The organism is uncultured Porphyromonas sp. (assembly GCF_905372525.1).
GTDB lineage: Bacteria > Bacteroidota > Bacteroidia > Bacteroidales > Porphyromonadaceae > Porphyromonas.
Genome location: NZ_CAJPPN010000043.1, coordinates 1 through 20977, shown reverse-complemented (window position 1 = coordinate 20977; position 20977 = coordinate 1). Strand labels below are relative to the sequence as shown.

Genomic DNA, 20977 nt, shown 5'->3' with positions numbered 1-20977 from the left:
CTTCTTACCGTCGTACATCAGGTGATTAACGAACTTCGTCACCTTTACGTCACCAAATACGGGATCAGGTAGTACCTGTCTCTTTTTGGGTTTAGCTTTTCTCATTGCTTAATCTTAATTTCGTTTCTGTCGATTGGTTGTGCTGTGATCTTACTTCAACGCTCCCGCTGGAGCATTTACTCAACCTTGCTAGCCTATCCAACGAACTCAAGAAACTTGGTTCTATTGACTTCTTAGCATGGCCTCTAGCACGAGAGGCTCTTTGTTTGGCTCTCCAGCCTACGCTATCCGACGGAGCGGGTGCGAGAGTGATGCTGGAGGCGAAGGGGGGAGGCGCATGACCGAGCGGTCACCCCACGCGCCGGGGGAGAAGACTACTTCTTACCCTTTGCTGGAGCAGCTGCCTGACCTGGCTTAGGACGCTTAGCACCGTACTTGGAGCGACGCTGCAGGCGACCATTGACACCAGCCGTATCGAGCGAACCACGTACGATGTGATAGCGCACCCCTGGGAGGTCCTTCACACGACCACCACGTACCAGCACGATGCTATGCTCCTGGAGGTTGTGACCTTCACCTGGGATGTAGGCGTTGATTTCCTTCCCATTGGTTAGGCGGACACGAGCGACCTTACGCATTGCAGAGTTTGGCTTCTTAGGGGTGGTGGTGTACACACGTACGCAGACGCCACGACGCTGAGGACAGGAGTCCAGAGCTGGGCTCTTACCCTTTTCGACGAGTGTCTCACGTCCCTTTCTTACCAATTGTTGAATAGTTGGCATTTCGTTTCTACTTATGTTTGAATAACTTATCTACTCAATTCTTCGGACAGAGCAGACCTAAGCCTACTCCATCGAGTGCACAAAGATACACATAATCTGCGAATATACAATACGATACCCTCATCGTTACGACAGATATATCCTCCCTCTGGGGATCCCCTACCCTTTCCCGCCGCAGAATATTCCCCCTCTTCAAGGGAAGCCCCATTCATACCACCCTTATCTATGGAGTAGCCCAAACGTTCATCCCTAGGAAGGCGCAAATGAGCACCCTACAGAGAACATACTTAGAGCGAAGTTGTGTACACGCGTGTACACTATTGTATACCCACGTGTACACAATGGTATACACGCGTGTACACATCTCCCTCCTAAGTAAAAGGTATAAATAGGGTCAAACGACCCCTAGGACACCGATGCTCCTATCGTCCCCCCGAGCTCCTTGACCACCCTACCCTCCCCCACCACTCTTCACCCTCTGCCGTCAGCCCTCATCATCGGCACATCCCACCCCAAAAGGGCAACCGCAGGACGAAAAAGAAGACAGCTAGGGAACGAATGCCCCTAGCCGTCTGATCTGAAGAGTATGTGCCGATGAGTATATATACTATAGGTATCGGAGCATATATATTATCGGTATAGCAGATGGAGAAATATGATGAATATGGAGCGGAAGGGAAGGGGGCGAGGTGCTATAGTCGCTGAGCCTCGGAGCCAGAGTGGCGGTTCTGGTAGGAGGGACGTAGGTCACGAAGCTGGTAGGAGACCGTTAGGCTAACACCCGATCGGTCCTGCGACTCTACACTCCAAGCATTAATACCATGGAATGAACGCCCTGACCGAAGGAGCGGGGTAAGGAATAGATTCGAGACCGTGAGGTCTAGCGAGAAGTTCCCGATCTGGTAGTCGGCTCCGACGCTATAGCTCCACTGAGGGGAGCTCCACCGGAAGGGCGTCTTCGTCCGAGAGGAATAGCCCAGCGAAAGGCTTATCCCTAGAGCCTCGCTGAGGGTAATATAGTCCGAGCCCTCCACCTGCCAGTAGGGCTGAGAGGCTAGACGCTCTCCGTCATACAGATAGGTTCGCCTCTGGATATTCCCCTGCAGGGATAGCGTCTGAGCCTTATATTCCCCTCTCCAGTAGAGACTTGCCGAGAGCTGTGTACTGCGACGAAGGTCTTCGAGTCGCTTTAGGACGGCGAACTCATTCGCTCCCCCATAGATATTCTCCGTGAGGTAATAGATCCCCATAGCACTATTCTGGATATGGGTATAGGAGAGGCTGAGCTGTAGCCCTCGGTAGGAGCTACTGAGGGTGACTGCATCGGACAATTCATTACCTAGCCTCGAATTGCCCTGCTGATAGACGTAGCGATTCTCATAGAGTCGGAAGTCCTTGAGGGAGCCATAGGAGGGGCGCTGTACCAGACGTCTATAGTGTAGGGACAGACTAGGCAGGTGCGGAGCCTGCCAAGCGACGAGTAGCGAGGGCACGAGGGTATGCTGGTCTCTGATGTCACGGATCCGTCGCCCACCCATCCTATAGATGGGAGAGGTATACTCATAGCGTAGCCCTGCACGCAGCGTCCACGCCCCAAGGACCCGACTCAGGTCAGCATACCCAGCCAGGAGGTGCTGTCGCTTGAGCGAGGATACGTGACGACTCCCCTGCCCCTGCTGTCCGGTGTACCACTCTTCGTTCCGATCTTCATTCTGCGTGAAGGCATACTCTCCACCATAGCCGAGGCTAAAGTCCCCGAGCTGAGACGAGAGACTGAGAAGTAGCGTATTCGTGATGAATGATTGGTGCCCCCGGGACTTTGCCTCCTTCGTAGAGCCATGCTCTCGATAGTCAAAGGCATTGGAGGTATTCCCCACGAGGAAGTCGTTGGTAATATTCATCTCCGTCGCACCCCACTTATGATTGACATAGGCATTCACGAAGGTCTTCAGGGGCTTATTGACCATCATACTATGCGTCGTATCGGCAAAGGAGCGTACGCCGCCTCTTAGATAATGTAGGACAGCCTGGGGCATCTCGTTCCGTAGGTTGCCCCACGTCATGCGGAGGTTCACCCCCACATGGGTATTCTCCCCTAGCTTCTTGGCCAGGGTGAGGCTTCCCTTCACATAGTCCCCCGTGTACTGGACGGGGACTCGGTTGCTCACCTGATGGAGCTGTCCCCGATAGTGCGCCTCGATGAGGTCCTCGGAGTTTGTACTGAGGGCCGTACGACTATAGTTGAGGTTCAGCCGACAGTATAGGGAGCCCTGAGCATAGGCCAGAGAGGCATCCGTGTAGGAGCTGAGTCGCCTCTGCAGCTGCACATACTGGGTTGCATCCAGCGCCACCTCGTCCTGCTGACGATGGGTATAGATGAGTACTACGGACTGCACATCTGCCCCGTACCTGGAGGACGGAGCATCGACGATCTCGATCTTCTTGACCTCCTCTGGTCGATAGCTCCGTAGCTCTGAGAGGTCTTGCACGATACGTCCATCGATGTACACCTCCGTCCTACCGACGTGCCCTAGGTAGTGGAGGTCGCTCCCCTGCACGTAGATCATCGGGAGTCTATCCATCAGGGTATAGACGCTACTGCTACGAGCTAGATCGGGGGCATCCTTGACGCTTATGATGAGGCGGTCACTTCGTCTCTGGATAGCAGCTCGGGGCGCTTGGACCACGACGCTATCTAGTTGCCTAGAGACGGGGGTTAGGTAGAGGCTATACTCGTGGGGAGCGTGCAGATCGCTCCACAGGGTCTCATATCCGACAGCTCGCACCGAGAGTAAGTATGCTGGCTGGGTGCCCTGCTGGTAGTCTAGGCCGAAGTAGCCTAGGCTATCTGTGGTCGTCCCAGAGAGGAAGGTCGTATCCCGAGCGAAGAGGAGCACCTTAGCCCCGACTACCGGGAGCTGTGTATGCGCCTCTAGGACACGACCTCGGTAGCTCTGAGCTCCGAGGGGAAGGATAGTGAGTAGGACGAAGGCTAGGAAGTGTAGCCACCTACAGAGGGGTATGTGTCTCATCGTTTGCTGGGTATTTGGTGGTTATCTAGGGTCTATATCGCTCAGCTACATCAGGGCGAGGGGTATGTTTGTTCCACCACAGGGCAGGGGGAGGTGTTTATTTCACTTCAGCAGGTAGGGGGAGACATCCGCCACAGACCGGATCACTCACCCATACAAGTCCTCAGGCGGGATAGGTATCAGCCCCTATCCGTCAGATACCCAAAGGTACACATAATGAGACACACAAGACTCGTGAGGGGGGGATATGAGGGGTATCCTATTCCGTGCGTTTGCCCCCCGCTAAGGCATTAAGGACAAGAAGAGGCAGAGTCCGAGAAGGCAAGTATCCTCTTGCCCATAGACTCAGCGACCTCTCATCCGCCAAGGAAGGGGTGTGTACAGCCCTCATAGAGTTCACCGCATCGCCACCCTCCTAGCGGGTAGGGAAAAAGGAAGGGGGCGGTCCGAAGACCGCCCCCTGGTTTACCCCCTTTCGCCCTTAGATGGAGTCCAGCTGTCAGGGAATCGAACCCTTATCCCTCCGTCTGAGAGGTCTCGGATCGAATACTCGGGCACTCCTTCCTCAGAGCTACCTTGACCCTCGGCGTCGCAGTCCTGTGTAGGCTCGACCCTCGGTCTCGGCGTTTGCTCCTCGTTTCGGAAGTCCTTTCTTCTCCCCGTCTTCTCTCAGGCCGGTATTCCCTTAAACTACCAGTCCTTTCTCCAAGTCGTGCTTGTGCCCCCTGGGGTCCACCCGAAGGTCGACCGATCCGAGCCACCAAGCACTCAGGCTTCTCTGCAGTACATCTCGGCACATCCAGCCCTGTTCCCTTGTCCACCGAAGCTTCCAAGTTGCATGATCCTTGCCCTTAGCGCTTAGTACGAATAACCTTAACTCTCTCTTCGTCTTGATGCTCTTCGCCAGAGACACCCAGTTCTGCTCAAGAGTCTTTTCTCACGGGGGGAAGTCGAATCCCCCAAAGCACCGATCGTGAGCCGTCCGAAGTCGCTGTTGGCCTGTCACACTGATCACTTCTCTCGGGTCACACCACCCTCAAGTCGAGACCACATTCTCTGGACATCGCCTTGGTGCTGGATTCAAACCAGCAGCTACCCATACCTAGACGCGGCTACGTCCCTCCCCAGTTCCCTAAAAACCAATACTACAGCGGCAGGAGTCGAACCTACCTATCATCGTTAGGGCTTCCGATAGTACCCACGCTGTATTCACCTTTCGGTAGGGAGCGGTATGACTAGCCAAGACCATCTTCTTATCCTCTCATCTACTGCTCTCTCGACGTGCGGGGTAAACCTAATATGGATGCTAGCAGGAGGGAGAGCATGTGCTCATCCTTGCGTAGCAGATTGATATAGCCACCTATCTCGGTGATATTGAGGGGAGCAGGCACCCGGGGCGGGACGAACTCCGTCTCTGTCGCCAGCCGACGCAGTAGCATCTTCCTGAGCTCAAGCATCTCCTCGGAGGACTCCTGTGTGAGGAGCTTCTCCACTAGTTGATCCCATGCTGTAGCCATAGTTATATATTCTTTAGTGTGTGATTACTTAGCGGACTTCCTCTTACGCTCTTCATTGAGCCAGAGAACTTGCTCCAAGATATGGGGTAGGTGCACCTCTCTGACCTCCGTGTCAGAGAGACCACTCTGGGCGAGGTAGATCCCATACGAAGCGCATAGGATGTATGGAGTGTGCGCCTTCACGAGGCGCTTGTATTCACGGAATCCCTTGACCGTCTTATACTGCTCCGCTATGGCGTGGAAGAAGCCTGTCTTGAGCTCTAGCATCTCCTTTTCCGTAGCTTCGCCGAAGCCAAGCTCGGAGATATCGATCTCCTCGATGAATGTGGGGAAGCGGTACCTGATGGTCTCTAAAGCCCCATCGTCGGCTAGGTAGCTGAGGACAGGGGTGGGATTAGCCTTGCCCCTGAGCTGGGGATCTGTCTCGATCGCCATCACTCTACGCTGCACCATCGAGAGGTAGATGTCATCCAGCTCCTGATGAGAGACATCGTGGTAAGCGAGGTAGAGCCCTAGCGAGATAGCGATGTTCTCCTTCCCGGGATAAGCCTCATGCAGTCGCTTGTACTCCTGGTAGTCCTTGAGTTCCTCTCGTTCGGCGGCGATGGCGAAGAAGAAGGCAGCCTTGAGACCTACCTCCTGTCGGCGAGAGGTCGGCACGAAGCCCAGCTCTGAGAGGTCTACATCCTGTGCATAGTAGGGATACAGCACCCTGAGGTCAAGGGGATTGGGAGCCTCGGGCTTGGGCTCTTCGGGCTTGGGGCTATCCTCCCGAGGCCTATCGGGTGATGGATGATCCTCACGGGGGGTATCGGGGGCTGGACGATCCTCGCTGGGACTGTCGGGAGTAGGCTTATTCGGCTCGACCCTGCCCTCGCTGGGTTTATTGGGCTGAGGCTTATCCTCGGGCTTATGCCCCTGGCCTGCACCTCCACTAGGCTTATCCCCAGAGGGTGCATGATCCTTGCTCGGTCTAGTCGTATCCTTAGAAGCGTCTCCCTTGCTGGGGGGAGGCGTAGGCTGGCTCTCGACCTTGCCCTCCGAGGGCTTTGGGGGTAGAGTTGGCTTCGCCGTAGAAGTTCCCCCACCAGCAGAGCCAGAGGACTGCTGTCCTCCCTCAGACTTGGAGGTCTCGGGAGGCGTAGGATTGGAGTCCTTAGCCTCGCCCTTTACCTTGGCGATGCAGTAGTCGAGAGCCTTATTGATGACGGAGGAGTTCTGCGTAAGAGCATTGGACTGCGCCTGTATATTGGCAACGCCTGTCGCACTCATCAGGGCTGATGTACTGGCTGTACCCGTGATGTCGGTGAAGGTCGGTGTCTGCTTCTGCGTCATCGGTGTGATGAGGTCAGGCGTCGTGACTGCAGTAGGCGCCGAAGGACCGGTGACCCCTAGGGAGGCAAAGCCACCGGGAGCCTTATCCTGTAGGTAGTCGGTAGAGCTGAGAGCGCTGGCACTGAGCTCCATCTTGTCGTGCTCGGAGTCCTTCCAGTTCCAGAAACGAGTGAGATCGATCTCTTCGCTGACGTTGGTCTCGCCGAGGACAGCCTCGCCGACCATACCCTCTGTGGGGAGGGAGATCGTGGTGACCGGCACTCGGAAGGAGGAGGCGTGGTAGCGGTAGAGGGCATCCTGAATCTCCGCAGCGGTCTTACCTAGCTTCTCTGCCAGCGACTGAGGATAGGTGAAGGGGAAGATCATACAGTTGCCATAGAAGCCGAGCATCTTGTGGACGTTGATGCAGTTCAGCAGAGGGATGTCAATATTCCCCTTGAGCTCATTGTAGGCATCGTTGCCGAAGATGTTCTTGAAGTTCATGTCCACCGTATAGGACTCCAGCATGATAGCTAGCTCCCCGTCGCTCAGTCTCGACCATACCCCCTGCGAGTAACGGAGGGTCTCGGAGGCGATATGCTGTAGCGTCGTCTCCATACTCTGCAGCTCGCTATAGCGGAGGATCGGCGTAGAGGGAGAGAGGTCGATATATACGGAGCCGTGCTGTAGGGTGTAGCTGGGCAGGACAGCACCCTCGATCACCTGCCCATCCATACCCCTGACCTCGCAACTCGTGAGATAGAGTGGGGTAAGACTCCTAATACTAGAGGCATCAAGCGTCGCTCCACCCTGTATCTGATTGACATAGAAGTTCTCGGGCAGACCACTACTATAGTGTGCGATATCCCGGTAGTCTTTAGCTATCTTATTCTCATCCTTATAGAGGTTCATGTGGCACTTCAGATAGTTATTGACAGCCGTTATCTGATAGCCCGTCCAGCTATCATCGCCATAAGCAAGGGTATCCACTCCGTCCTTCCAGATGATGGAATAGCCAGCATAGAGCTTGTACTTGAGGGGAGAAACCTCATTCCTGATCGAGATCTCAGAGAAATCTTGCTCTGTAACGCCCTTAGGGAGGGTGAAGGAGAGTGTGATCTGGCTATCAGGACAGGAGGCACGTAGCTCCTTGAGGCGCACCAGGAGATCCTTCTTGGAGCGGATCGTATGCTCCTCTATGGCTTCAGCGAGTGCATGCTGATTGACCGAAGAGAAGATGACCTGCCCCTGCACCGACCCCTTACCGCCAGAGAAGCGCAGGCGTGCGACGATGGAGTCTACCTCGAGGAACTTCCCCGTGAGGGTCATCACGATGCTCTTGCCTGCACATGAGTTCCCTCTCTTCTCCATCACCCATTCCGGGTAAGAGGCGTAGCGCTGGATGAGGTCAAGCCCCGTACGATAGCGATAGGGGAGCTGGTGGTAGAGGCTATCATAGTAGCGGACGAGGGTATCATAGCGGGTATCAAAGACAGCCTTACGGAAGGGTGAGGAGGTCGTATCCAGGTACAAGCTCTGCCCTGCAGGTAGGAAGCGGATGAGCTTCATCGGCACGAAGAGCACGAGGTCTACTCCATCAATACAGGTCTCTAGGCGATAGCGACGCATTACCTCCCAGTACTGGATGGTCATCGCATGGGAATGGTTGTGGTTAGCGATGATACGAGTGGAGACCGAGGAGGACTCGTTGCTGGAGGCTGCTCGTATGCTCACCCGCCGAGCCTCGGCCACTCGCTCAGCAGCGGAGCGTATCCTATGCTGGAAGCTCTGTGCGGCCTGCGACGCTTCGCTACTGGAGTTACTCTGCCGAGAGGAAGATGAGGCTCGCCCACGTGAATTGGAGTAGCCGAAGCTTAGTGAACCCGAGATACCCTGATAGGCTCCAGCGAGTCCGAAGCCAAAGCTCTTGGAGGTCGTGCTAAACTGAGAGGAGCTCTCTCCCTCCATCTCCTGCCCCATCGCATAGTCGTAGGCAGCAGAGGCAGAGTCCACCTGTGAACCCAGGTAGCGATCCCACACCCGATCCTGTCCCTCGGCTCGATCGGCGACGGAATAGGACTGGCTCTGCTCACGCACCACCAGACGCTGCTCCTCACCCGGAGCTAGGATGGTAGAGTAGAGGAGCGTGCCGAGAGCGAAGCCATCGGGTACCCAAGCCTGATGCATATTGAGCACATAGCCGATCCCGAGCGTAGCAGCCTGCGGGATGCTATCGGGGCTCTCGGCCATCTTCTTCTTGTAGCCCATGACGTCTACGGGGGACATCAGCTTGGCACGGCTAGCATTCCTCGTAGCTGCTGGATAGATAGCGGGCTCTACCAGACGCTGGAGCATCGTATATCTATAGGTACGTGAGGGAGCGGTATCTGTCGGCAGGCGTATGGCATCATCCCCCTCTCCCATGAGCTTGACACTGGGTAGCACACGGGGCTTATCATCATCCCAGCCCCCGTTGAAGAGTTCATGGGTGAGGATCAGATCCCCGACCTCGGCATCTAGGTCGGTACGAGAGAGGAGGTTGGTCAGGGTCTTGCCGATATCATCGGTGGTAGGATCGATGTCGTAGATTTCCTTTATGAGGGTGTCACGCTTGACCTTCTGAGCCTTGTGCTCCCTTCGAGTGGTCTCCATCTGCTCGGCACTCTGACAGAAGCGTGTGATGAACTGCTCCTCATAGACCGAGGGGCTGCTCCCCTTGATGACCTTGCCCTCGTCGTTGATGACCTTGCGTTCCTTGAGGAGCTGATAGGTCTCGAGGATCTGCTCCAGGCGAATCATCTCCTTATTGATGGTATCTAAGTCGTAGAACTTAGAGATCAGTTCATTCGTGTATAGCACCTTTCCACTGGAGGACTTCCTCCCAGGTATGCGGATACGCTCTAGGAGCTCGGAGGACATACGTACGAAGGTCTGCTTCTTCATCCCCTGTGTGATGGTGAAGGTGACCTTCTCCTGCACGTTGTACTTATCGGGTAGGACGATGAGGAATCGGCCATCCCCGTCACTGAAGCAGGAGAGCTTCTTGTCGTCCTCTAGCTTCTGCTCCGAGGGGTTTGTGATGCCATCTATCTGGATGAGCACATCAGACTTGGGGCGAGCCTTGCTGTCGGACTCACCCGAGTAGCGGATACGCACCTGCCCACTGAGGGTACGAGGTAGGGGGAGAGCTACAGCGATGTCCTGTAGGGCGGTGAGCCCCTCGGAGATAATCTGTGTGTCGGTCTTGATGTCGGGGAGGGGACGCCCTCTCAGTCCCTCCTCATATAGATGGGTCGGCTCGGGGGGATCATCCGGGCCGAAGGAGACCCTATACCGATATCGTAGCGGTACAGGGTCTATATCCACCCGATCACGTGCGATCTCCCTAGCCTTGCGAAGCACCTCGGGGTCAGCATTCGGGCCAATAGGCCCCGCCTCGGAGATCTGGCGGGCTGCCTCGATCACCTCCCAGAAGCTGACCGGAGCGAACATACTCTGCGAAGCCTCTATGATCTCCCGGAGGTTGGCGAAGCCCTCTCTGGCGAGCTCGGGGTGTGCGGCATAGAGTGGTAGTAGGACAGGCGTCAGCTTATTCAGATCCACATACATCAGATCCAGGGCACTGCGGACACCCGCCAGCGTGAGGATATAGGCTAGATCCGTGGACATATTCGGCAGACGCCAGAGGTCAGCCTGCATGACCCAGTTGGTCACGTACTTTACATCTGTCTCGAGGCGCTCGGCCATCTGCTTACGTTGCTCCGGTGTCGCCCCACTTGCTAGTAGACCTGCGATATCGTAGACCTTGCATTGTGATGCGAGGGCTTTCTTCTTCGCGTAGCTGATCCCCTTGATCGGGATTAGGTCTGTGAGATCTTTTGTTGCCATAATATAGGTAGCTGCGTTATGTTTTTGCGGCAAAGTTAGAGGGACTTCCTCGGTGGGTGTTAGGCAGTATCGTGCAAGTTTTGGGCATAATCGTGCAAGCACCCTCTAGGATGTCAAAATATAGCAGAGCCGGCGTAGGCGTAATCGTGCAAGTTTCAGGCATAATCGTGCATCCTCCGCTCGCTCTCCATGGATACACTATTGGTTAGCAGCCTATTAGGTGACACCCCTATCCTAGGCCCTATAGAGGGTATATTTTGTTGGGCTCAAAAGATTTTAGATATTTGCTGAAAACTTTTCATCGTGAAAGGGTTGCTACACATACTATTTATCCTGCTAAGCACCTCCACGCTCCTCGAGCTCCTACCATCGTGCCAAGCAAGGAAGAGTACCTTCACTCCCGAGGAGCGGCGTGAGGCAGATAGTATCGTGCGCCAAGCCAAGAGTCTGGAGGAGCTAGAGCGTCTGCAGAGACGCTTCGATAAGGAGGGCCATCGCCTAGCCAGCATCATCGCACTCCGAGAGCAGGGGAAGAGGCTTCGTAACGAGAGCCGATTTGACGAAGCCCTCCTCGTACACAGCAAAGCCTCCGAAGCAGCCCAAGACCTACAAGACACCCTCGAGTGGGTGCGTGCGCTCAACGACGTCGGGACGGACTACCGCCGCATAGGCGCCCTCGACGTAGCCCAGCAGTACCACTATCAGGCCTGGCTCATCAGCCAGGAGCACTCCGACACCACAGCCCAAGCAAAGAAGAACCAAGTCGTCTCCCTCAACGGACTCGGGAACATCTACATGACCCTAGGCAACTACCAGAGAGCCGACAGCGCCCTACGGATGGCCCTCGCGGGCGAGATCGCCCTAGGGAGTGCCGTCGGGCAGGCGATCAACTATGCCAACCTCGGAGCGATCTTCGAGCACCGAGGGATGCTCGACTCTGCATGGCGCTACTACCGCCTCTCCATGCAGTTCAATGAGCAGGATCAGAACACCCTCGGCATCTCCCTATGCCATACCTACTTCGGGTCGCTCTATGAGAAGGCAGAGGACTACGAGCATGCCATCGCCGAGTACCAGCAGGCCTACGAGCTAATGAGCTCCTCCAAGGATGACTGGCATGCTCTCACCTCTCTCCTAGCCCTATCGGGTATCTATCTGCGCCTCGGGCAGGAGGAGCAGCTACTACCCCTACTGGAGCGATCGACCTCGGTCGCACGGCGCATCAAGTCCCGAGAGCATCTGGCCGAGGTCTACGCCCTCTACTACAAGTACTACAAGAAGCAGGATGACTACATCAGCGCCCTCTACTACCAAGAGCTAGCTACCAGCCTCCGGGATAGCCTCGTCGGGATCGAGCAGGTCAATCGCATACAGAACACAGGGATCAGCATCGAACGCTCCCGCCAGACTCGCCAGATGAACGAGGTACGTCTACGTCTGGAGCACGAGCAGGCGACCCGCCACGTGAGCTATGCGATCTTCATCCTCATCCTCGTGCTCCTCATCCTCCTGATCGGGACTCTACTCTACATCCAGCGGGTGCGCACACGCAGCCACCAGGCACTGAAGCAGATGAGCCAGATGCGTGAGCACTTCTTCACCAACATCACTCACGAATTCCGCACCCCACTGACCGTCATCCTCGGACTAAGCCAAGACCTGCGCCGAGACCCCAACAATAGCCACAAGGTACACGAGCAGGCAGACACCATCCAGCGACAGGGTAATAGCCTACTGACCCTCATCAATCAGCTCCTAGACATCTCCAAGATACGCTCTGCCATCGGTATCCCCGACATGCGCCATGGCGACATCAGAGCCTACGTCGGAGCCCTGCTGGAGAGCTACCGAGACTACGCTGAGAGCCGACATATCTATCTCCTCTACAAGGGGGACGACCCCATCGTCATCGACTTTGTCCCCAGCTATATCAACAAGATCGTCATCAACCTCCTCTCTAATGCCTTTAAGTTCACCCCAGCCTACGGCACCATACAGGTAACCCTCGAGCAGGCCGAGGGGATACTCCACCTAGAGGTCTCCGACACGGGCTCGGGGATCTCCCCCGAGGCACTCCCCCACATCTTCGCCCCCTTCTATCAGGCACAGGGCGAGAGTGCCTCTGGCGGGTCGGGTATCGGACTTGCTCTGGTCAAGCAGATCGTGGACACACTAGAGGGCGAGGTAAGCGTCACGAGCACGCTCGGCGAAGGCACCAAGATCCACATCGCCCTTCCCATCCAGGAGTACAAGGGGACAAAGAGCCTCATCGGTGGCGAGCACCTCCCCTGCGACCTGCCCCTCATCTCCCAGATCAAGGAGCCCTCAGAGCCCGTAGCTCTAGCGGGCACACGCATCCTCATCGTCGAGGATCACCGGGACATCGCCTCCTACATGGGCTCCCTACTCTCGGCCCACGGCTACGAAGTCTACTACGAGCCCGACGGACACAAGGGTCTAGAGCGAGCCAAGGATCTCGTCCCCGACCTCATCATCTCCGACCTCATGATGCCCCAGCTAGACGGCCTAGAGATGACGCGTCTGATCCGCACAAACGAGGTGATCAGCCATATCCCCATCATCATGGTCACGGCGAAGGTCACAGAGGAGGATCGCCTACGTGGTCTACAGGCTGGGGTGGATGCCTACCTCACGAAGCCCTTCAGCAGCGAGGAGCTCTGCCTACGTGTCGAGAAGCTCCTAGAGCGTCAGCGCCATCTGCAGTACCACTATATGCGCCATCTGGCCGAGGGGATGAAGACTCTGGACAAAGGCACGATAGCGCAGACAGACGACGAGGTCCCTCCCCCCGATCGAGGTGGAGCAAGCGCCCACGACGGCGAGCCAACCCTCACAGACCACACCGAGACCAAGCACTCGGCCAAGACCTATCCGGAGACCGAGCCCAGCGAAGGGGAAGACTCCGCTGTCCTCCTCAGCCCAATAGATCAGGCCTTCGTAACTCGTGCCACCGAGGCCATCCTCCTTGCCCTAGAGAAGTACCAAGCTGTGGAGGTCGCCTCCCTAGCGAAGACCCTCTGCATGAGCCCAAGCCAGCTCTACCGCAAGATGACCGCGGTGACGGGACACACCCCGATCAACTATATCCAGCACGTCAAGGTCAAGAAGGCCTGCCAGCTCCTCGTCGAGCAGCCCAGTATGTGTCTCGCAGAGGTAGCAGAGCGGTCGGGCTTCAATGACTACTCCAACTTCCTACGCACCTTCAAGAGCCTCTGCGGCGTCCCTCCCAGCCGCTATGCCAGAGAGAGGGACTCCCTCACCCGACGACGTAGCGACCCCAGCTAGCCCTGGGGCCGACGCATGATCTCGCACACACACTCCTGCCTTTGGATCTTCGGGGGGGTATTTCATATCCCAGGGAGCCTTAGCCCATCACTGGAGATCCCACGTAGTTATCCCCAAGGAATAGACCTACAAGCGGGCCCTACAGAGGAGATACTTAGAGCACACTTGTGTACACGCGTGTATACAGATGTGTACACGTGGGTATACAGTTGTGTACACACGTGTACACTCATCCCTCCTAGGTAGGAGGTGTTCGCTTGGCATATTTAGACTAGGACATAGATACTTCTATCATCGGCGTATACTCCCCCACGACCTTGCCCTTGCACTATAGTGATTTCATGCCTCAGCCCTGAGTTAAGCCCCCGAGGCCAAGCCCCCACACAAATGAAGCCCGAGAGACGCAGGATAGGGATCTGACGCTCTCGGGCTTCGCTCATTCTAATAGATTAGGAGCTGGAGAACCCAACTTAGCAAGATAGGAAAAGCCTTTCTCGCCGGATGCCCATACCTTTGCTCTCAGTATTGAAGCATCACAGATATGAGAACTGATACACATAACAGCTACGTCCAGAGTATCAATAGGGTAATAGACTACATCAACAATCACCTAGACGAACCGATCGAGGTAGCTATGCTGGCACGCATCGCCAATATCTCCACTTTCCACTTCTGCCGTGTCTTCAAGGCACTCAGGGGGGAGTCTCCCATTGCATACATAGCACGGCTACGCATCGAGACTGCAGCACAGCTCCTGAGGTACTCCTCACTACCGGTGGAGGAGATTGCCTTCAATGTGGGATATGAGACCCCGGCCTCCCTCTCTAAGGCCTTCAAGCTACAGTACGGCTTTAGCCCCACCCAGTATCGCAACGACAAAGACAAGTACATCATGAAACGAGAAATCATCAATCACGACCTCGCCCTAAAGGCTCCTAAGATCCTAGACCTAGAGCCTAAGAGTGTCCTCTATGTCTCGCTGACAGGCACCTATCTCACGCTTGACTACGAGGGTGCATACCAGCAGCTATGGGCTGTCGTCAAGGAGCAAAAGCTCTTCACCAAGGGAATAGAGTCTATCTGTGTCTTCTACGATGACCCAAAGGTTACCGAACCCACACTCCTGCGCTCAGACGTCTGCCTCGTGATACACAAGGAGGCACAACCCTCCCAGCAGGTGAGCTGTAAGACGATCGCAGGGGGACGGTATGCAGTCTTCCACTACCAAGGGAGCTATGACCATCTCTCCGAGGTCTACGATACGGCCCTACGCTGGATCGTGAATGGCGGATATGAGCTACGAGACGAACCCATGTTCGAGAAATATCTCAATGACAGCCGCCGTACTCCAGCAGAGAAGCTAAAGACTGAGGTCTATATCCCCATCAAGTAGCTAAGGGGAACCTACACTAGGCGGTAGGATAAGGCTCCCATCACCAAGCGATGGAAGAAGCCCGAGAGACGCAGGATAGGGATCTGACGCTCTCGGGCTTCGCTCATTCTAACACTCTAAGAATAACTCGTCATCTCGACGATGGGTCTCTCCCCCGCCTGGGGTATAACAAGCCCCCTATGGGTGAGGCTATACCCCAGAGCTGGGGGAGGTAAGGGAGGACTCTGCGTGCACAAGTGCAGAGCAGAGCGTGGGGAAGGGGGCGGAGGGGACTACTTGGCCGCCTCGAGGACGAGCTCGGGCGAGAGGTTCTTCTCTCGCTGGGGTAGCTCGGTGATGAGGGCGGGATTGAGGTAGTCGTACTCCTTGTTGGGGTTGGAGATGTAGCTGCTCTTGACGTTAATCTTGTTGCGCACGAGGTCGTAGAGACGATGCCCCTCGCAGAAGAGCTCTACACGACGCTCATCCAGCAGATCCTGCAGGGTGACCGAGGAGGCTGGGGTGTAGCCCGAGATACGGTTCTTGCGCAGAGCGTTGTAGTACGAGACTGCGGTCTTGCCACTGGCGGAAGTTGCCCCCTTGAGGAGCGCTTCGGCAGCGATGAGGTAGACCTCAGAGAGGCGGATCACCTTATAGTTATTCACCGCTATGGGGGCTGTCGAGCCCTGCAGGCCAGGGTACTTCACCGTGTAGTAGGCCTTGTTCGTCCCATCCCCGTCCTGACGCTCAGTGATCGCCGCTGTGAAGCGAACATCATCGGAGCGGTTGGCACGGAGCCACGCTAGGAAGTCATCCGAGACAGCATACTCGGCATAGCCGTTGGGGTTGGTGTAGCTCCCTAGGCTGTTGAGCCCAGCATTGGACTTGTCCGTCGTCTGTACCTCGAAGAGGGACTCGGAGGCTCCTTGGGTATTCCACACCTTGGGGTACTCATCACGAGAGTAGAGGGCATAGGGGCTATTGGCGATCACGTCCTCGGCATAGTCGTAGGCCTTCTGATAGTCTCCATAGTAGAGGTAGGCACGGGAGAGGAGCGCCTTGACCGCCCAGCTATTGATATGCCCAGAGCCCGAGGTCTTGGCGGTGGAGAGTGCATTGCCTTCGAGCGCCTTGAGGAAGTCGGCGAAGATCTGTTCATAGGTCTCCTTGAGGGTCGAGCGCTGGAAGGTACGGGGGCTGTCGTCACTGACGAGGTTGAGGGGTACCCCCGAGTACTGCGCCGTGGTGTTCACCCCCGAGGTGGGGATGTAGCAGTAGAGACGAGCCAGCTCGAGGTGCGCTAGAGCACGCAGGGCATAGAGCTGGGCGATGTCATCCTTGGCCTTCTGCTCATCGGCAGAGCCCGCCTTGAGTCCCTTGAGCACGGCTGGAGCATACTTCAGCACGTTGTTCGCACGTCCGATGACGAAGGCAAACTGACGATAAGCCCCCTCCGAGAAGGAGGAGTTGCGTCCCGTGGTGAAGTGGTGGGCATCGGTCGTCTGCTGGTAGCCGGGATTGACGATCTTGACATCCCCCCCCTTGGCATCGGGGTAGAGGGCGACATCACCGCCGTAGCCGTAGCGCAGTACGAGGGGCGCATAGGCACCATTGACGGCACGGTGTAGGGAGGCCACGGACTCGATCGCCTCATCATCGGGGAGTGAGGTCGAGGGGAACTGATCTAGCTGCTTGCTGCAGGAGGCGAAGAGCGTAGCAGCTGTGAGGGCGATATATAGAGGGGTTCTTTTCATTGTAGTGAGGAGCATTAAAATCCGACATTGAGACCGAAGCTGATCGTACGCAGCGAGGGGACATCGAGGGCACGGAAGCCATTGATGGGTACCTCGAGTTCCTTGTCCTTGGTAGCTGCATAGAGGTAGAGGAGATTATTAGCCGTCAGCGAGAGACGGAGCGAGGAGAGGCGAAGCACGTCGGTGACCTTCTTGGGAAGGGAGTAGCTGAGGCTGAGCTCCTTGAGGCGGATGAAGTCTGTAGAGTAGATCGTACGGGTAGACCATTCACCGCTATTGAGGGGAGAGTTGAAGATAGGTAGGGGGTTGGAGGCACCGGTATTGGTAGGGGTCCAATAGTTGCCGACCAGCTCCTTGACCTGATTGAGCACCCCGAGACGGCGACCATCCCCCTTGACATAGTGGCTAGAGCCCTCTAGCAGATGACCACCGAACTGGTAGGTGACGAGTGCGCTCAGCGTGAAGCCTCCGTAGGAGAGGGTGTTCGTCAGCCCCCCGTAGACCTTGGGATAGGCAGACTTCGTGGGGGCACGCCCTGCCTCGTCGTAGCGGTAGGTGATGTTGCTAGGCTCTGCGGGCTTGGTAGGATCGATGAGGAAGCGCCCCAGACCTGTAGCGGGATCGACACCCAGCCAAGTAGGCAGGTAGAAGGAGTAGACATCCTGCCCAGCACGATAGACATAGAGGCTCTTGGGGCCATTGATGATATCCCCATTGGGCAGGGACTCGACACGAGAGCGGATCTTCGTCAGAGAGAAGTCGAGATCCCAGCGCAGGGACTTGGAGTTCAGCAGGTCGGTAGCATGAAGCTCTGCCTCGAAGCCCTTGTTCGATAGCTCCCCACTATTGCCCTGACGGGTATCCACAGCGTAGTTGTAGGACACAGGGACAGCCATCAGCAGGTCAGTCGTATGCTTGTCGAAGTACTCGAGGCTCAGCGAGAAGCGACGAGCGAAGGTCAGATCAAGCCCGATATTCACACTGCGGCTCTTCTCCCACCCTAGGTCGAGGTTCGCCAGCTGACTCAGTGAGATCGCAGGCTCGGTGCCGTAGCTCCCGCCGAAGGCATAGAGCGAGCGCCAGGAGTACTCTGCGTCGGGGAGGTTACCATTCGTCCCGTAGGAGGCACGGAGCTTGGCATCGGTCAGGAACTCATTCCCCTTGAGGAAGCTCTCACGGCCAAAGCGCCAAGCGGCAGAGAGGCTGTAGAAGATCCCGGAGCGGTTATTACGTCCGAGCTTGGAGGAGATGTCGTTACGTAGGCTAATACCAGCGAAGTAGCGACCGTCATAGTTATAGTTCACACGGCCTAGGTAGGAGAGCAGGAAGCTGCCGAAGTGCTGGGCATCCCCGTCGTTGAACTGTGCGTTGCCCAGCTCCTTGAGCTTGGTCGTCGCATACTGGTTCACGGCGATCTCTGTGCGGAGCTGGTCAAAGCTCTGCGCCTCTACCCCCGCAAGGGCATCGACATGGTGCTCAGCGAAGTCCCGATCGAAGTTCAGGACGTTGGAGGTCGTCTTGACCACGAGCTCATTGCTGAGACGCTGTCCTGTACCATTCTGTCGAGCACCATCGCTGGAGAGGGGGCTGATATACTGGAAGCCCTTGAGGAGGGTATACTCAATCGCATTGGTGGTCTTGAAGGAAAGGTAGTCCGTGAAGCGGATCCGTGCACTCGCATTCCCCGTACCACGTAGCGTCCCGACCTCGGTGAGGTAGGAGTCTGGGCTAAGGCGAGAGATCGGGCTATCCCCCTTGGTCATCGGGGAGACATTGGTATTGAGGGAGCCATCTGCATTGTACTTAGCCTCGCTGGGACGAGAGACGAAGGCCAGCAGGACAGGGTGCGTGAGGGAGACGGCATCCCGCTGTACGCTATTGTCTTGGCTCCCCTCGTTGCGGGTATAGGAGACTTGACCCTTGAAGGCGAGATCGAGCCACTTGGTAGCCTTGTTGTCCACGTTCAGTGCACCCGAATAACGCTTGAAGGAACCGTAGGGAGTAACGCTCGTAGCATCGTTGTAGCCGAGGGAGGCGAAGTAGCGGAGAGCCTCCGTACCCCCCGAGGCCGAGAGGGAGAGGTCGTTGAGACGGCCTGTACCCCCGAGGAGCTCCTTGCGCCAGTCGGTGCGTGTCGTACGGCTATTGACGAAGACCTCCTTGGACTCTGCTAATACTTTATCGGTAAGGGTAGCAGCATAGCTATCTCTCAGGGCGGCACGCTGAGCGTAGTTAGCCCCCGTGGGGAGGAGTGCGTCCTTCTGGAGGAGGTAGCGGTTGATGAAGGCTTCACGGGTGTAGTCGAAGTGCTCGTTAGCGTTCATCAGTTCGTAGGAATTAGTCGCAATATGCGAAAAGCCCGTGCTGGCGTTCAGCGTGAAGCGGGTCTTGCCCTGACGTCCCTGCTTGGTCGTGATCAGCACCACCCCGTTGGCAGCACGTGAGCCGTAGAGGGCAGCCGAAGCAGCATCCTTGAGCACGGAGATCGACTCGATATCCTCGGAGTTGATCGTAGAGAGCGTGCTCCCCGATAGGCCTCCGATACCATAGTTCCCCACCGTGATGGGCACACCATCCACGACGTAGAGGGGCTCTGTCGTACCGTTGATACTCCCGACACCACGTATCTGGATCGTACCAGCAGCACCAGGTGTCCCCGTCTGCGAAGAGACACGAAGACCAGCGACCTTACCAGAGAGCGCCTTATCGACGGACTCTACCTTGGCAGCGGCAAGACTGGAGGCCTTCACATTGGTAGCAGCCCCCGTGAGCGAAGACTTCTTCTGACGGCCATAGGCTACGACCACGACCTGATCAAGCACTCGATCCTCTTCGTTGAGGACGACACGTATCTCACCGGGCTTGACGGGCACCTGCTGGGATGTGTAGCCGAGGCTGGAGACCGTGAGGCTCTTCGTGCCAGCGGGCACCTTGACGCTGAAGCGTCCGTTGGCATCCGTCACGGCACCTATGCCGGGTGTACCTGTTACAATGACGTTGGCTGCGATGACTGGCTCATTGCCAGGGGCGGAGACCACCACACCGGTGGCGGTGATATGTCCGTCTTGCGCCTTGGCAGCTCCGAAGGGGAGGGCAAGGAAGAGGAGGGTTAGTAAGCTTCTTTTCATCTTCGTTCTGTCTGCTTAATGATTGTATTACTTCGTGAATTCTTTTGTGGGGAGAGGGTAAAAAAAGCAGTAAGCCTCCCTTTGGCACATTGACCAAAGGGAGGCTTACTGCTATGCGGTTATGCAACGACTACATATACGGCTACGGTGTAACGCTTCGACTTGGGCAATGCGGGACGTGGACTAGCATCATCATGCTAGTCATCATCATTCGCCACATGCACATCGTCGTAGTCTGCGTCATCTTATTTGTAGCTGCGTTACTTAGTGGATTACTGTTGTCTGTCTTGAGGGAGGAGGGTATATATTCTCCTCAGCTTGTGACTGCAAAGGTAGATAATAGTTTTTATTCTGCAAAATATTTACAAAATACCCATCTCTCCCCCTGTGGCTCTCTGCCTAAGGGATAGCCCTCTCTGGGCGGGGGGCTCATACGGCTCCTATACACCTCATGTACAAGCCATTCCGAGAGCCTCTCCGAGGGGGCATCTAGTGGTCTGGCGGGCTCCTATAATGATCGCAGTCATCACCTATGTAAGGTGACGACTGCGCTCATACCGAGAGCCCGATCGGGCTCTCGGTATGAGCGTCTCACCGCTCTAGGTAAGAGCGTGAGAGGGGAGATACAATAGGCGATGAGAGAGGGGCCGGAGGGAGCACCAGCCCCCTCCTTAGGCGACAGGTGGGAGAGGGGGGGGTATTAGACTTATTAGACCTATTAGACCTATCAGACCTATGAGCTAGGGGTAGGGGCTATAGGGACTATAGGGGCTATAGGTCTAATAAGTCCAATAAGTCCAATAAGTCTAATAAGTCTAATAGGTCTAATAAGCTCTGGGAAGGGGGGGCGAGAGGGTGTGTGGAGAGGGCGGTGTGTGGGGATG

General features: G+C 56.2%; 8 protein-coding genes and 1 pseudogene. 2 read left to right on the top strand and 7 right to left on the bottom strand.

The features are described 5' to 3' along the window. The 5 genes and pseudogenes from QZ170_RS07710 to QZ170_RS07690 all read right to left on the bottom strand — a co-directional run. A pseudogene (locus QZ170_RS07710) lies at positions 1-105 on the bottom strand (30S ribosomal protein S7); the annotation flags it as partial. Positions 106-374: 269 nt separating this feature from the next. After that, positions 375-782: a 30S ribosomal protein S12 gene (gene rpsL / locus QZ170_RS07705; protein ID WP_005468095.1), complete on the bottom strand. Its 408-nt coding sequence runs from the start codon at positions 780-782 to the stop codon at positions 375-377. A gap of 692 nt (positions 783-1474) precedes the next feature. Continuing rightward, the gene (locus tag QZ170_RS07700; protein ID WP_297179499.1) at positions 1475-3814 is read right to left on the bottom strand and encodes an outer membrane beta-barrel protein; all 2340 of its coding nucleotides are present in this window, start codon (positions 3812-3814) and stop codon (positions 1475-1477) included. Positions 3815-5079: 1265 nt separating this feature from the next. Then, positions 5080-5331, bottom strand: coding sequence for a hypothetical protein (locus QZ170_RS07695; RefSeq protein WP_297179496.1), 252 nt, complete (start codon positions 5329-5331; stop codon positions 5080-5082). A gap of 24 nt (positions 5332-5355) precedes the next feature. Then, a complete protein-coding gene (locus QZ170_RS07690; protein ID WP_297179494.1) occupies positions 5356-10533 on the bottom strand; it encodes a DUF4332 domain-containing protein in 5178 nt (1725 codons plus the stop codon). A gap of 312 nt (positions 10534-10845) precedes the next feature. Here QZ170_RS07690 and QZ170_RS07685 point away from each other — a divergent pair, with 312 nt between their 5' ends. Next, complete coding sequence (locus tag QZ170_RS07685) at positions 10846-13839, top strand: response regulator (protein ID WP_297179492.1); 2994 nt, start codon at positions 10846-10848, stop codon at positions 13837-13839. A gap of 541 nt (positions 13840-14380) precedes the next feature. After that, complete coding sequence (locus tag QZ170_RS07680) at positions 14381-15232, top strand: AraC family transcriptional regulator (RefSeq protein ID WP_297179489.1); 852 nt, start codon at positions 14381-14383, stop codon at positions 15230-15232. Positions 15233-15504: 272 nt separating this feature from the next. Here the strand turns inward: QZ170_RS07680 and QZ170_RS07675 are convergent, their stop codons facing one another. Together QZ170_RS07675 and QZ170_RS07670 are read right to left on the bottom strand one after the other, a co-directional pair. Next, positions 15505-16965 (bottom strand): RagB/SusD family nutrient uptake outer membrane protein, encoded by a 1461-nt coding sequence (locus QZ170_RS07675; protein WP_297179486.1) that lies wholly within the window; start codon positions 16963-16965, stop codon positions 15505-15507. 14 nt (positions 16966-16979) lie between these two features. Continuing rightward, on the bottom strand, positions 16980-20093 hold the full coding sequence (locus QZ170_RS07670) for a SusC/RagA family TonB-linked outer membrane protein (RefSeq protein WP_297179483.1): 3114 nt from the start codon (positions 20091-20093) through the stop codon (positions 16980-16982). Between the last annotated feature and the right edge of the window lie 884 nt (positions 20094-20977).

Bases quoted from the DNA above. Each gene is read 5' to 3' on its own strand.
- rpsL (WP_005468095.1), bottom strand. From the start codon at position 782: ATGCCAACTATTCAACAATTGGTAAGAAAGGGACGTGAGACACTCGTC.
- QZ170_RS07700 (WP_297179499.1), bottom strand. From the start codon at position 3,814: ATGAGACACATACCCCTCTGTAGGTGGCTACACTTCCTAGCCTTCGTC.
- QZ170_RS07695 (WP_297179496.1), bottom strand. From the start codon at position 5,331: ATGGCTACAGCATGGGATCAACTAGTGGAGAAGCTCCTCACACAGGAG.
- QZ170_RS07690 (WP_297179494.1), bottom strand. From the start codon at position 10,533: ATGGCAACAAAAGATCTCACAGACCTAATCCCGATCAAGGGGATCAGC.
- QZ170_RS07680 (WP_297179489.1), top strand. From the start codon at position 14,381: ATGAGAACTGATACACATAACAGCTACGTCCAGAGTATCAATAGGGTA.
- QZ170_RS07675 (WP_297179486.1), bottom strand. From the start codon at position 16,965: ATGAAAAGAACCCCTCTATATATCGCCCTCACAGCTGCTACGCTCTTC.
- QZ170_RS07670 (WP_297179483.1), bottom strand. From the start codon at position 20,093: ATGAAAAGAAGCTTACTAACCCTCCTCTTCCTTGCCCTCCCCTTCGGA.